Annotated in this window: 9 protein-coding genes and 1 pseudogene; 7 read left to right on the plus strand and 3 right to left on the minus strand. The window is 68.3% G+C overall.

The window, feature by feature from the left end; translation table 11 throughout:
• Positions 1-37 precede the first annotated feature (37 nt).
• Positions 38-3565, plus strand: coding sequence for a non-ribosomal peptide synthetase (locus AWC24_RS07755; RefSeq protein ID WP_085083611.1), 3528 nt, complete (start codon positions 38-40; stop codon positions 3563-3565).
• Between the two features lie 211 nt (positions 3566-3776).
• On the opposite strand, the gene AWC24_RS07760 is transcribed toward AWC24_RS07755, so the two are convergent.
• Positions 3777-4709 (minus strand): hypothetical protein, encoded by a 933-nt coding sequence (locus tag AWC24_RS07760; RefSeq protein ID WP_085083613.1) that lies wholly within the window; start codon positions 4707-4709, stop codon positions 3777-3779.
• Positions 4710-4876: 167 nt separating this feature from the next.
• On the opposite strand from AWC24_RS07760, the pseudogene AWC24_RS07765 reads away from it, so the two are divergent.
• The 3 genes and pseudogenes from AWC24_RS07765 to mbtN all read left to right on the plus strand — a co-directional run.
• Positions 4877-5143 (plus strand): annotated as a pseudogene (locus AWC24_RS07765) (acyl carrier protein); the annotation flags it as partial.
• Positions 5140-6723 (plus strand): long-chain-fatty acid--ACP ligase MbtM, encoded by a 1584-nt coding sequence (gene mbtM / locus AWC24_RS07770; RefSeq protein ID WP_085083617.1) that lies wholly within the window; start codon positions 5140-5142, stop codon positions 6721-6723. The pseudogene AWC24_RS07765 and the gene mbtM, both read left to right, overlap by 4 nt.
• Positions 6720-7886, plus strand: coding sequence for a mycobactin biosynthesis acyl-ACP dehydrogenase MbtN (mbtN, locus tag AWC24_RS07775; protein WP_085083618.1), 1167 nt, complete (start codon positions 6720-6722; stop codon positions 7884-7886). Before mbtM ends, mbtN begins: the two co-directional genes overlap by 4 nt.
• Here the strand turns inward: mbtN and AWC24_RS07780 are convergent.
• Positions 7847-8476 (minus strand): GNAT family N-acetyltransferase, encoded by a 630-nt coding sequence (locus tag AWC24_RS07780; protein WP_085083620.1) that lies wholly within the window; start codon positions 8474-8476, stop codon positions 7847-7849. The genes mbtN and AWC24_RS07780 overlap by 40 nt on opposite strands.
• 128 nt (positions 8477-8604) lie before the next feature.
• Between AWC24_RS07780 and AWC24_RS07785 the strand changes: the two genes are divergently transcribed.
• From AWC24_RS07785 to AWC24_RS07795, 3 genes are all read left to right on the plus strand, one after another.
• Entirely contained in the window at positions 8605-11196 is a 2592-nt protein-coding gene (locus tag AWC24_RS07785) for an ABC transporter ATP-binding protein/permease (RefSeq protein WP_085083622.1), read from the plus strand.
• A complete protein-coding gene (locus AWC24_RS07790) occupies positions 11193-12932 on the plus strand; it encodes an ABC transporter ATP-binding protein (RefSeq protein ID WP_085083796.1) in 1740 nt (579 codons plus the stop codon). The genes AWC24_RS07785 and AWC24_RS07790 overlap by 4 nt, the downstream gene beginning before the upstream one ends.
• A gap of 73 nt (positions 12933-13005) precedes the next feature.
• A complete protein-coding gene (locus AWC24_RS07795; RefSeq protein ID WP_174813616.1) occupies positions 13006-13590 on the plus strand; it encodes a DUF3060 domain-containing protein in 585 nt (194 codons plus the stop codon).
• 82 nt (positions 13591-13672) lie between these two features.
• Here the strand turns inward: AWC24_RS07795 and AWC24_RS07800 are convergent, their stop codons facing one another.
• Positions 13673-14047 (minus strand): nuclear transport factor 2 family protein, encoded by a 375-nt coding sequence (locus AWC24_RS07800; protein WP_085083626.1) that lies wholly within the window; start codon positions 14045-14047, stop codon positions 13673-13675.
• Positions 14048-14082: the final 35 nt, after the last annotated feature.

The following is a 14082-nucleotide window of genomic DNA, read 5'->3' on the forward strand; positions in this document are numbered from 1 at the left end:
AAAGTTAGGCCATCCTATACTAACTTAAGGAGACGTCGTGCGCGGTGGGGCGACACCTTCACAGTCGGTCCGTGACGAGGTCGCCGAACTCCTTGGCGTGAGTCCAGACACCGTCGATCCGGCGCAGGATTTGATCGCCTCGGGCCTGGATTCCATCCGGATGATGGCGTTGTCGGGCCGCTGGCGAAAACGGGGGATCGACGTCGATTTCGCGACCCTGGCGGCCGATCCCACCGTCCAGGCGTGGACGGACCTGATCGCCGCGCACGGCCCGGACCCCGGCGCCGGCGACGCCGCGACGGACGGCGGCGCGTCGTCGGGGGATTGCGGCGACCCCGCAGCGCCGTTTCCCCTTGCGCCGCTACAACACGCCTACTGGGTGGGTCGAAGCCATCAGCAGCAACTCGGTGGAGTGGCCGCGCACCTGTACGTCGAATTCGACGGTGCCGGCGTCGATCCCGAGCGCCTGGCCGCGGCGGCTGCCGAACTGGCCGTCCGGCACCCGATGTTGCGGGTCGAGATCCTTCCGGACGGCACCCAGCGCATCGGAGACCGTGATCTTCCGGTCAAGATCAGTGACTTGCGCGCCCTGGACGCCGAGGCCGTCGAGCAGCAACTGCTGGCGACGCGCGAGGCCAAGTCTCACCAGCTGCTCGACGGCGAGGTGCTTGAGCTGAGCCTGTCGCTGCTGCCGGGCGGACGAACGCGACTGCACGTCGATCTGGACATGCAGGCGGGCGATGCCGTGAGTTACCGCAGATTCATGTCCGACCTCGCGGTGCTGTACGCGGGCGGAAGCCCACCGCAGCTGGACTACAGCTACCGCGAGTACCGCGCCGCCATGACCGCGCTGGAGGCGGCCCGGTCAGCTGAGGATCAGCCATGGTGGAGCGAACGCATACCCGGGCTGCCCGGCCCGCCCTCATTGCCGCTCGTCCCGACAGCTGAGCAGTCCGATCCGCGACGCAGCGTGCGGCGTTGGCACTGGTTCGACGCAGCAGCCCGCGAGGCCCTGTTCGCCGCAGCCCGCAGCCACGGCGTCACACCGGCGATGGCGTTCGCGGCGTCTTACGCCGGGACGCTGGCGCGATGGTCCACCAGTCGTCGATTTTTGCTGAACCTGCCGATGTTCGGCCGCGAGCCGTTCCATCCGCAGGTAGACATGCTGGTCGGCGACTTCACGTCGTCGTTGATGCTCGATGTCGATCTGACCCAGGCGAACACTCCGTTGTCGCGGGCGGTCGCGGTACAGGAGGCGCTGCATTCCAGCGCGCGCCACCTGGGCTATTCCGGGTTGTCGGTGCTGCGCGATCTGAGCCGCCACCGCGGTGTCCAGACGCTGGCGCCGTTCGTGTTCACCAGTGGACTCGGTCTGGGCGACCTGTTCGGTGGCGAGGTGACCGAGCTGTTCGGCGCGCCGGTGTGGACGATCTCCCAGGGGCCGCAGGTGCTGCTGGATGCTCAGGTGACACCGCTCGGCGGCGGCCTGCTGGTGAACTGGGACGTTCGTGAGGAGGCCTTCCAGCCCGGTGTCGTCGACGCCATGTTCGGTCACCAACTCGATGAACTGCACCGGCTCGCCGACCCCGAGGCCTGGAAGACCCCCGATTCGCCGGAGGTCCCCGAATCCCAGCGTGTGGTGCGGGCGGCGGTGAACAGCGCGGTCGCCGACCCGAGCGGAGAGGCGCTGCACACCGGGTTCTTTCGGCAGGCAGAGCGGCAGCCCGATGCTCCTGCGGTCTTCGCCCGCTCCGGCGAACTGAGCTACCGACAGTTGCGTGATCAGGCACTGGCGGTGGCCGCCGCCCTGCACACCGAGGGGGTGCAGGCCGGCGACACGATCGCGGTGCTGGGACCCAAGAACGCCGAGCAGGTGCCGGCCGTGCTGGGGATCCTGGCCGCGGGGGCGGTGTACCTGCCCATCGGTGCCGACCAGCCACGCGAGCGGGTGGAACGCCTATTGCAGACCGGATCGGTCCACTTGGCGTTATTGTCCGGTGCGCAGCAGGCACCGTCGTCGGTGCCCGCGCTCCGCCTGGCCGAGGTGCTTTCCGGCCCGACGAACCCGGGTGAATCGGTTTCTGTCGCAAGTGATCCCGGAGCGCCGGCCTACGTCCTGTTCACTTCGGGCTCCACTGGAGAACCCAAAGGCGTGGAGCTCACGCACGACGCCGTGATGAACACCGTCGAGTTTCTCCTCCGGCATTTCGACATCGGGGCCGGCGACCGCTGGCTGTCACTGGCGACGTTGGAATCGGACATGTCGGTGCCGGACATCTTCGCCAACCTTCGTGCGGGTGGGGCGATCGTCGTGGTCGACGAAGACCAGCGCCGTGACCCCGACGCCTGGGCCAGCCTGATCCAGGCGCACCGGGTCACCGCCCTCAACTTCATGCCAGGCTGGCTCGAGATGCTGCTCGCGGTCGGTGATGGACGGTTGTCTTCACTGCGGGCCGTCGCCGTCGGCGGGGACTGGGTACGCCCGGAGTTGGCCCGCCGGCTGCGGTTGCAGGCACCCCGAGCCCGCTTCGCGGGATTGGGTGGTGCCACCGAAACAGCAGTGCACGCCACCATTTTTGAGGTGGATGAGGCGGCGGGGCTACCGGTGGAAGGCAGCTCGGTGCCCTACGGTGTGCCGCTGCCGAACATGGCTTGTCGGGTGGTCAGCGAAAGCGGCAGCGATTGCCCGGATTGGGTGATCGGCGAGCTCTGGGTGACCGGACGCGGCATCGCCAGCGGCTACCGTGGCCGCCTCGACCTGACTGCGGAGCGCTTCGTGGAGTATCCACTGCACGGTGTGCCGCGCAGCTGGTACCGGACCGGAGACCTCGCCAGGTACTGGCCGGACGGCACGCTGGAATTCGTCGGACGCGCTGATCACCGCATCAAGATCAGCGGCTACCGCGTCGAACTCGGTGAGGTCGAGGCCGCGCTGGGAAGAATTCCCGGTGTACATGCCGCGGTGGCTGCGGTCCTGCCCGCCCCGGGTGGCTCAGACGGGCTCGCGGCGTTGGTCCGCGTGGGTGAAGATTCGGGTTTGACGGCAGGCCGGATTCGCGATGCACTGATCGATCTCGTTCCTGCGCATATGATTCCGCGTTGGATCTCGCCGGTGGATCGGATCCCGTTCACCGATGCGGGCAAGATCGACCGTGCGGCCGTTGCCCGCCTACTCGGCGAGGAGTTCGGCCAGCTCGGTGGCGCGACAGGATCTGTCACCGCGCCGCGATCGACCTTGGAGCAGGCGCTGCGTCATATCGTTGCGGGCGTCTTGGGCCGTGACCGTGACACCGTAGGTGTCCACGACGATTTCTTTTCGCTCGGCGGCGATTCGGTCCTTGCGACGAAGGTGGTGGCCGAGATCCGGGTGTGGCTCGATTCGCCGCGGACGATGGTTTCGGACATGTTCGCTGCCCGGGCGGTCGCGGCGTTGGCTGAGGTCCTCACCGGCCGGGAAAGTGACGCCGGCCGAATGGAGTCGGTCGCCGAGGCGTATCTCGAAGTTGCGGCGATGTCGGAAGCCGATGTCCTGGTGGCACTCGATGCGGGTTCGGCGAACGAGTAGCTGATCCTGGGGCCTGCGCCGTGCTGTGGCGCTCGGAAGATCTGGTAGCCGAGTTGACGGCAACGGTGCGATCGGCAAAGGCAATGTATAGGGCCGGGCTCGGGTAGCTGCTACCCGAGCCCGGCATCCGCGCTGCGCGAACGTGCGTGCTTTCGCGCACGCACGTTCGCGCAGGAGGCGGTACCTGCGGGTGTGCGCAGGCGTTGTGCAGTTAGTTGAACAGGCCGGTCAGCCAGTCCAGGTCGAACAGGCTGGGGTCTGCCAGTGAGGCGCCGACGTCAGGGTCCACCACCTCATCGACCGGCAGGTTCAATGTCAGCGCCTCGGCGATCCGGCTGGGCAGCACGTCGAGGAAGTAGGAGAAGGTGCCCTGCTCGGTGAGCAGCCCCCACCACTGGCCGGTGTCTTCACCGGTCTCCGAGTCCCAGGTGATGTAACCGTTGAGCAATGCGTCGAACGGGTCCTGCACTTCGTGTGCCACGCCGTCGGGCACACCGCTCAGATTCTCCGACAACGCGAATGCGAAGCCGGTAAGCGGCTCCATCAGGTACTTGGCGGTGCTCTTCCAGAAGCTGAAGTCGCCGAAGAGCTCCTGCACGTTCGCCCAGACATGGGTCATGTCGGCGCCGATGCCCATCACGCCGGGGACCTCGACGTCCTCGCCGCGCGGCACGTGGTCGAACAGCGGCTGGAAGATATTGTTCATATTGAACAGCCAGTCGTTGTTGATCAGGTTCCAGGCACTGGTGAGGTCACCCTGTTGCAGGAATTCCATGACCTGCGGGAGCATGGTCTCCAGGCCGAGGACCCGGCCGCCCCCGGACCACATGATTTCGAGGCCGGCCTGCACGCCGTCGAAGCTGTTCTGGGCGACCTCACCGTAGTAGCTGGACAGCTCGCCGATGGCCGTGGTGATCGGGTTCGGGCCATTGAGCAGGTCCATGATGTAGTCGAGGTTCTCCGACGTGGTCGCGGTGAGCTCCACGGCGGGCTGGTGGACGACCGCCGGGGCCAGCGGGGCCACCGGGCTGACGGCCAGCATGCCGGCGCCGGCCAGTGCGATCCCGGCGGCCAAGAGCCCGGTGGTTCGGGCGTGAGATTCGGTGCCGCGGTCGGACGAACCGGCGGCGAGAGCGAGCTGCATTGCTTCTCCTTGTCGTGACCTCAACTGGCATGAGGTACCTGTGTATTTGTAAACGCTGACTTACCTTAGACACATCTTTGTTCAACAGGCAAGCCTTACCTAACTGTGTGTCCATCGTCACAAACTAGGGTAAGGCTAACCTTACTTTCGGTGGTGGTGTAGCGTCCCTCGGCATGAGTGCCTCGCCATCCGATGCCATCAGCGTCGCGCTGCGGGAGATCCTCCGCGATGATCTGAATGTCGACCTGGCCAAGGTGACTATGGAGTCGCGGCTGATCGATGACGTCGGCTTGGACTCGGTGGCGTTCGCGATCGGCATGGTCGCCATCGAGGACCGGCTCGGGGTGGCGCTGTCTGAAGAAGACCTCTTGAGCTGCGACACGGTTGGAGACCTCGAGGCAACCATCCGTGCGAAAGCCCCCGCCGACGCGTGAGCGTGCTGGCAAGCGCCCTGACCAGGGCGATGACCGCCTCGGATGAGGATCTGGTCGTCTTCGATCAGGGCAGCGGCAGCTGGCAGCGTCACCCATGGGCGCAGGTGCACGCCCGCGCACAGGGGGTGGCGTCGAGAATTCTCGACACCGGCCGCGGCGGGGCGGTCGGCCTGGTCGGGGACCCGACCGTCGAACTGGTCGCCGCGATCCAGGGCGCCTGGCTGGCCGGGCGCAGCGTGTCGATCCTGCCCGGGCCGGTCCGCGGCTCCGATCCGCAGCAATGGGCCCAGGCGACCCGAAACCGGTTCAGCGGTATCGGTGTCGACACCGTCTTCAGTCACGGCGGACCCCGGCAGTTGCTGGATGAGCCCGGCGCCGGCATCACCGTGCACGACGTCACCGCCGCCGCCACCGAGCCTTCGACCGGCTTCGCCACGGTGACCGCCGCACCGGATGTGCCGGCAGTACTGCAGGGCACCGCCGGCTCCACCGGCACCCCCCGCACCGCGCGGTTGTCACCGGCGGCGGTGCTGGCCAACGTCTCCGGACTGAGCGAGCAGCTCGGTGTCGATCCGGCCGACGACGTCGGCTGTAGCTGGCTGCCGCTGTATCACGACATGGGGCTGACCTTCTTGCTCAGCGCGGCGTTGACCGGTTCCCCGCTGTGGCTGGCGCCCACCGCGGCGTTCGCCGCCTCGCCGTTTCGCTGGCTGAGCTGGCTGCACGACAGCCGGGCCACCATGACGGCCGCACCCAACTTCGCTTACGGCGTGATCGGCAAGTACGCCCGTCGGGTTCCCGAAGTGGACCTGGGCCGGCTGCGGGTCGCGATCAACGGGGGCGAGCCGGTCGACTGCGCCGGACTGGAGCGATTCGTCGCCGAACTCGGCAGATACGGCCTCGATCCCGGTGCTCTCATGCCGTCTTACGGCCTGGCCGAAGCCACCTGCGCGGTGACCGCACCACGGCCGGGAACCGGCCTGCAGTACGACGAGATCGCCGGTGCAGCAGATGATGACACCCAGGCGGTGCGCAGGCATGCGGTGCTCGGCGAACCGATTCCCGGGATGCAGGTCCGAATCAGCCCGGCAGCCGAACGACACGAGGAGCTGCCGCAGCGCGAGGTCGGCGAGATCGAGATCCGCGGGACGTCGATGATGTCGGGCTATCTGGGCCAGCCGGCGCTGGACCCGGACGGCTGGTTTGCCACCGGCGACCTCGGCTACGTCACCGACGCCGGACTGGTGGTCTGCGGCCGTGCCAAAGAAATCATCTCGATCGCCGGACGCAACGTGTTTCCCACCGAGATCGAGCGAGTGGCCGCCGAGGTGCGCGGCGTCCGCGATGGGGCGGTGGTGGCGGTCGGCACAGCCGGAATCCGCCCGGGACTGCTGATAGCCGCGGAGTTCCGCGGCCGCGACGAGTCCGGTGCGCGCGCCGACCTGATCTCTCGGGTGGCATCGCAGTGCGGGGTGGTGCCCGCAGATGTGGTATTCCTGGCGCCCGGCTCGCTGCCGCGGACCTCGTCGGGGAAGCTACGGCGGCTGGAAGTCAAACGGAGCCTGGAGGTTAGGAAGTGACCGACGGATCCGACGTCGCCATTTATCGCGCCTTGCTGGACGAGGTGTTCGATCAACAGGTCGCCGACTGGACCGCCGAAGCCGAAGTCACCGAACGTTTTCCCCGCGCACTGATCGAACACCTGGGCCGCACCGGCGTGTTCGCGGGCAAATGGTCCAACGGCCAGCATCCCGACGTCGCCAAGCTGGTGGCGCTGGCGTTCAAACTGGGACAGCTGCGATCGGCCGGGATCGGTGTCGGGGTGAGCCTGCATGACTCCGCGATCGCGATCCTGCGCCGATTCGGGCGATCGGAGTACCTGAAGGACATCTGCGAGCAGGCCATACGCGGCGAGGCGGTGTTGTGCATCGCAGCCTCGGAAGAATCCGGCGGCTCCGACCTGCAGATCGTCGAGACCGAAGCCCGTTCCGCGCGAGACGGTTTCGAAGTCCGCGGCCGCAAGAAGTTCGTGTCGCTCTCGCCGATCGCAGACCACATCGTGGTGGTGGCGCGCGGTGTGGACCACGACGAGAACAGCCGGCACGGCAACGTCATGGTGATCGCGGTCCCGACGTCCCAAGTGCACGTCAACGAGCCCTACCGCAAGGTGGGGGCCGGACCGCTGGACACCGCCGCGGTCGATATCGACACCTGGGTGCCGGCTGATGCGCTGATCGCCCGCCCGGGCACCGGCCTGGCGGCGATCTCCTGGGGTCTGGCCCATGAACGTATGTCGATCGCCGGGCAGGTCGCCGCGTCGAGTCAGCTGGTGCTAGGCCTCACCCACGCTCGGATGATGCGCCGCCGACAGTTCGGTGCCACCCTGTTCGAGCACCAGGCGCTACGGATGCGGGTAGCTGACCTGCAAGCCCGTGTCGATCTGCTCCGCCACGCACTCAACGGCATTGCCGCCGGCGGGCGGCTCGATCTGCGTACCGCCGCCGCCATGAAGGTCACCGCCGCCCGGCTCGGTGAAGAAGTGTTCTCCGAATGCATGCACATCTTCGGTGGTTCGGGCTACCTGGTCGACGAGACACCGATCGGGCGCTGGTGGCGGGACATGAAGTTGGCCCGCGTCGGCGGCGGCACCGACGAAGTGCTGTGGGAGTTGGTGGCCGCCGGGATGCGTCCGGACTATGACGGCTACGACGAGCTGTTCGACAGCGGGTCGTCGTCGGGGTAGCGCAGCACCGCATACAGCGCCATCTTGCGATAACCCATGTCGTGTTCGCCGAGGAAGGTGCCGCCCACATACTCGGCCAGCCGACGCATCGCCGTATTGCGGTACTCGGGTTCGAACATCATCCGCCGGCACTGCGGTTCGAGGTCGAACACGCTTGTCATGACGCGCGGTAGCAGGATGGCCGCGAAGCCCCGATTGGCCACCGCGGCATCGGCGACGGCTCCGTGCATGCCCAGATCATGCGGGTCGGCGGCGTAGTACTTGGCGATGGAATCTTTTGCGGCGCGGTATAACTCGATATAGCCGTAGTCTTGCCCGTGTCGGCTGACGATGAGTGGCCGAGTGAAGGTGCCGGCGACCTGGGCGCTCAGGTAGAGATGCCAGCGTTCCGGCGGCCAGGCGGACTCCCACGTTTCCACCAGGTGCGGCCGGTTCATCCACGCCGAGATCATCTCGGCATCGGCATCCGGATCGGCCACCCGGATCGCATACGGCTCGGCCAGCACCGGGATCGGGGGCGCAGGGACTTGACGAACCTGGTCGGATATATCGGTCAGCTCGCGGTGCAGGATGGCGGCGGCATCAGTCATAACGAACCGTCAGCCTACCGGAGGAGCTGCCCGCCTAAGTGAGGGTAGGGTAACCTAGGTCGGGCTTGGATGGCGTGAGCGCCAGGCTCCGCCCCGCGGGGAGGGTAACCGTTGGCGAAAGGACCTTGATGGCGCGCGGTTTGCAGGGCGCGATACTTAGGGGCTTCGGCGCCCGGGACCACGTCGTGACGGTGCTCGAGACAAGCTGGATCACCCCGCACTTCCTCCGCATCTGGATGCATTCACCGACCCTGTTCACCGAGGCGAGCGTCGAACCCGCGGCCTGGCTGAGGTTCTGGTTCCCCGACCCGGATGGCTCGGACACCGAGTTCCAGCGTGCCTACACCATCGCCGAAGGCGATGCCGCCACCGGGCGTTTCGCGATCGACATGGTGCTGCACGAACCGGCCGGGCCGGCCACCCGCTGGGCCCGCGCCGTGGAACCCGGAACCACCATCGCGGCGGTATCGCTGATGGGCTCCTCGCGCTTCGCAGCGCCCGACGCCGACGCCCAGCCCGCCGGCTACCTGCTGATGGGGGACTCGGCGTCGATTCCGGGAATCAACGGAATCATCGGGACCGTCGCGCCGGAGATACCGATCGAGCTCTACCTCGAACAGCACAACGACGACGACCTGCTGATTCCGCTGCGTGAGCACCCCCGGTTGCGGGTGCACTGGGTGCCCCGCGGTGACGCGAGCTCGCTGGCCGCAGCCATCGAGGCTCGCGACTGGTCGGACTGGTATGCCTGGGCCACCCCCGAAGCCGCGACGCTCAAGGCGCTGCGGACCCGGCTGCGTGACGAGTTCGGGTTTCCCAAATCCGAGATTCACGCGCAGGCCTACTGGACCGCCGGGCGTGCCATGGGAACTCAACGCGGACCCGAGACTCCGGCCGCCGAGCAGCCGGCACCTGCTGCCGCACCGGAGGCCGCGACGCCCACTGCCGCCGCGGCGACACCACGCGGCAGGTGGCGTGCCCAGGCGGCGGGCCGGCTGCTCGGCCCGCTGCGGGTGCCGCTGATCATCTCCGGTGTCCTGCAGGCATTGATCACGCTGCTGCAGTTGGCCCCGTTCGTGCTGCTGGTGGAGCTGGCCCGGCTGCTGGTCGCCGGCGCCGACGAGTCACGGCTGTGGACGCTTGCCATCGCGGCGGTCTCCCTGCTCGGCCTGGGCACGCTGCTGGGCGCGGGGCTGACACTGTGGCTGCACGTGATCGACGCCCGCTTTGCCAGCGCGCTGCGCACTCGATTGCTGAGCAAGCTGGCGCGGCTGCCGCTGGGCTGGTTCACCGCGCGTGGCTCGGGCTCGATCAAACAACTGGTCGCCGACGACACCCTGTCGCTGCACTATCTGGTGACCCACGCCATCCCCGATGCCGTCGCCGCCGTCGTGGCACCGGTCGCGGTGTTGGTCTACCTGTTCGTGGTGGACTGGCGGGTGGCGCTGGTGTTGTTCGTGCCGGTGCTGATCTACCTGGTGCTGATGTCGGTGATGATGACCCAGTCGGGTCCCAAGATCAGTCAGGCGCAGCGCTGGGCCGAGCGGATGAACGGCGAGGCCGCCACCTACCTGGAGGGGCAGCCGGTGATCCGGGTGTTCGGCGGGGCCGCGGCCTCCACCTTCCGCCGCCGCCTCGACGAGTACATCGATTTTCTGGTGTCCTGGCAGCGTCCTTTCATCGGTAAGAAGACGCTGATGGATCTGGTCACCCGCCCATCGACCTTCCTGTGGCTGATCATGCTGACCGGCACCCCGCTGATCGTGGCGGGTCGCATGGATCCGGTGAGCCTGCTGCCGTTCCTGTTGCTGGGCACCACCTTCGGGGCTCGCCTGCTGGGCATCGGGCTGGGCGTCGGTGGCATCCGCGGCGGCATGCTGGCGGCTCGGCGCCTGCAGATCGCCCTGGACGAACCCGAACTCGAGGTCGGCGAGCATGCATCGGCGGCATCGGCGGCACCGCAGCCGGCCGGGACGGTGCGCTTCGAGGCGGTCGGCTTCGGTTACCGCCCGGGTGTGCCGGTGATCCGCGATGTGTCGCTGACGCTGCGGCCCGGCACGGTGACCGCGCTGGTCGGCCCGTCGGGGTCCGGCAAGTCGACGCTGGCCGCGCTGCTGGCCCGCTTCCACGACGTGCAGCAGGGCTCGATCACCGTCGACGGCCGGGACATTCGGTCGTTGTCCGCCGATGAGCTCTACCGCCGGGTCGGTTTCGTGCTGCAGGAGACCCAACTGGTGCACGGCAGCGTGCGAGACAACATCGCGCTGGCGGCGCCCGATACAACAGACGAGCAGGTGCACAATGCCGCCCGCCAAGCGCAGATCCACGACCGGATTCTGCGATTGCCCAACGGTTACGACACCGTGCTCGGCGCCGCCGCAGCGCTCTCCGGCGGTGAGCGCCAACGGCTCACCATCGCCCGCGCCATCCTCGCCGACACCGGCGTGCTCATCCTCGACGAGGCCACCGCCTTCGCCGACCCCGAATCGGAATACCTGGTGCAGCAAGCCCTGAATCAGCTGACCAAGGACCGCACCGTGCTGGTCATCGCCCACCGGCTGCACACCGTCACCGGCGCGGATCAGATCGTGGTGCTCGACCACGGCGCCGTCGTCGAACAAGGCCGCCACGACGAACTGCTCGCTGCGGGGGGACGCTATCGGCAGCTGTGGGAGACCGGGCGTCGGGCGGTCGGCGTCGGAGCGGAGGCAACACCGTGATCCGCACCCTGATCCAGCTGATTCCGCCAGACCGACGCGGCCGGCTTGTCGGCTACACGGTGCTGACGCTGCTGTCGGTGGTGGCGCGGGCGGGCAGCACCGTCCTGCTCGTCCCACTGGTGGCCGCGCTGTTCTCCGATACCCCGAGCCGGGCGCTGAGCTGGCTGGGCTGGCTGACCGCGGTGACCGTCGCCGGCTGGCTGATCGACTTCGCCTGCGCACGAATCGGATTCGATGTCGGATTCGCCGTCCTCGACCACACCCAACACGATGTCGCCGACCGGCTACCGGCGGTCCGGCTGGACTGGTTCACCGCCGACAACACCGCCACCGCGCGGCAGGCGATTGCCGGCACCGGCCCCGAACTCGTCAGCCTGGTCGTCAACCTGCTGAGCCCATTGATCAGCGCCATTCTGCTGCCGCCGGCGATCGCGGTGGCGCTGCTCGGCGTCTCCTGGCAGCTGGGTCTGGCCGCCCTGGGCGGCGTGCCACTGCTGCTGGGGGCGCTGTGGGCGGCCAACCGGCTCAGTGCCCGCGCGGACGGCGCGGCCGGAGCGGCCAACACCGCGCTGACCGAGCGCATCATCGAGTTCGCCCGCACCCAGCAGGCACTGCGCGCGGCGCGGCGGGTCGAACCTGAACGCAGCACCGTCGGTGCGGCCCTGACCGCCCAGCACGGCGCGGCAATGCGGCTGCTGCTCATGCAGATTCCCGGCCAGCTGTTGTTCAGCCTGGCCAGCCAGGGGGCATTGATCCTGCTCGCCGGCGCGACCACCGTGCTGACCGTGCGCGGCACCCTGGGCGTTCCGGAAGCGATCGCCCTCATCGTCGTGACCGCCCGCTACCTGGAGCCGTTCACCGCGATCAGTGAGCTGGCGCCCGCCCTGGAATCGACGCGGGCCAGCCTGGAGCGGATCCGGGCCGTGCTGAGCGCACCGGTGTTGAAGGCCGGCGATGGTGAGCTGCCCGGTGGTGCCGAGGCTCCCCGTATCGAATTCGACAACGTCACCTTCGGCTATGAGTCGGCCGGCGAGCCGGTGCTCGACCGAGTCAGTTTCACACTGGAGCCGGGCACCACGACCGCCATCGTCGGGCCGTCCGGGTCGGGCAAGAGCACCATCCTGGCCCTGATCGCCGGCCTGCACGAACCGACCGGCGGCCGGGTCTTGCTGGGCGGGGTCGACACCGCCGGACTGACCGCTCCGGCGCGGCGCGCGGCGAGCAGCATGGTGTTCCAGCATCCCTACCTGCTGGACGGCACGATCCGGGACAACATCCTGGTCGGAGACCTCGATGCCGATCAGGATGCGCTTGGGCGGGCGGTCGAACTCGCCAGGGTCGACGAGCTGACCGGACGGTTACCCGACGGTTCCGACACCAAGGTCGGGGAGGCCGGCGGGGCGCTGTCCGGCGGTGAGCGCCAGCGCATCAGCATCGCGCGCGCCCTGCTCAAGGGAGCACCGGTGCTGCTGGTCGACGAGGCGAGCAGTGCCCTGGACACCGAGAACGAGGCCGCTGTCGTCGATGCGCTCAGCGCCGAACTGCGGCCGCGCACCCGAGTGATCGTCGCGCACCGGCTGGCCAGCATCGCACAAGCCGACCGGGTGCTGTTCCTCGACGACGGCCGGGTCGTCGAGGACGGCACGATCGACGAATTACGTGCCGCCGGGGGGCGTTTCGGCGAGTTCTGGCGCCAGCAGAACGATGCTGCCGGATGGCAGATCCACGCCGGTTAGCGTTGGTCGCAGGCGCGGCGGAGCCGGGCGCAGCGGGCCATCGCCGTCGGGTGGCTGTGCGATCATCAGAGGCGTGAACGCCGACGACCCCGAGGCCCGGATCCGGGAGTTGGAACGCCCGCTGTCGGACTTCGCCAAGGCCGCGGAACTGACGGTCTCCTCCGCCGAACGGCCGATGTCGCCGCCGTCCGGCAATCGCGCCGTCGCGGTCCGTGCAATGGCGGCGGTAGTCGTGACGGGCGTCGCCGTCGCGGTGTTTCTGATCTCCCGCGGCCCGACCAGTACGACGCCGGGGTTCCCCACCCTGCCCGGCACCGCCGCGCCAACACCATCGCGATCGGTGCCGGTGGCGCCGGCCCCCTCGGCGCTGCCGGCCGACCCGACGCCGGGCCGCACCGAGACCCTCACCGTCTCCGGGGCCGGGGCGGACAAGACCCTGGCATGCGCCGGCAACCGGGTCTCGGTGAGCGGGGTCCGCAACACGGTCACGCTCACCGGCCGGTGCGCAGGGCTGACCGTCTCGGGCATCGGCAACGTCGTCACCGTCGACTTCACGCCCGCGATCACCACGTCCGGTGTCGAGAACCGGGTGACCTACCGCTTCGGGGATCCCGAGGTGAGTACCTCCGGGTTCGACAACGTCGTCGAACGTGGTTGAGGCGACTCGGCCCGGCCGGACGCGGTCGGGCAGATGTATCCGAAGGTGGCACAGCTGAATTCGGGAGCGGCGGCCGACGCCCTCAGTCGATGACTTCTGACGCCCAGTATTCGCGTAGGCCGGCGATCTGCTCCCCGGCGAACTCCAGAATGGCGACTTCGCGCATCCGCTTGCGCTGCCCTTGGACGCGGTCGTCGAAGGTGGCCTCCCACTCGGCGATCACCGTGCTGCCGTCGGTGGCGGTGTAGAGATTGAGCAATCGGGCGTCGATGTCGGCCTGCCCTTCCACGACTTTGGCCTGCCAGTAGTCCCGGATGCCGGCCCGGGTGCGGATCGGTTCCTGCAGCACCCGCTCGTGATACGTCGCGTCGTCGGTGAAGATCGTGGTGATGAGCTCGGGATCCTGCTGCATCCAGGCCCGGAGGTAGGTGTCGATGGTGCCGCGGACGTCGGTCATGACAGGAGTGTGGCCCATGTTGCGGCCAGGTCTTC

Source organism: Mycolicibacter senuensis (genome assembly GCF_002101885.1).
In the GTDB taxonomy this organism is placed as follows: Bacteria; Actinomycetota; Actinomycetes; order Mycobacteriales; family Mycobacteriaceae; genus Mycobacterium; species Mycobacterium senuense.

Coding starts and splice junctions, on each gene's coding strand:
- AWC24_RS07785 (WP_085083622.1), top strand. CDS start 8,605: ATGGCGCGCGGTTTGCAGGGCGCGATACTTAGGGGCTTCGGCGCCCGG.
- AWC24_RS07780 (WP_085083620.1), bottom strand. CDS start 8,476: ATGACTGATGCCGCCGCCATCCTGCACCGCGAGCTGACCGATATATCC.
- AWC24_RS07800 (WP_085083626.1), bottom strand. CDS start 14,047: ATGACCGACGTCCGCGGCACCATCGACACCTACCTCCGGGCCTGGATG.
- AWC24_RS07760 (WP_085083613.1), bottom strand. CDS start 4,709: ATGCAGCTCGCTCTCGCCGCCGGTTCGTCCGACCGCGGCACCGAATCT.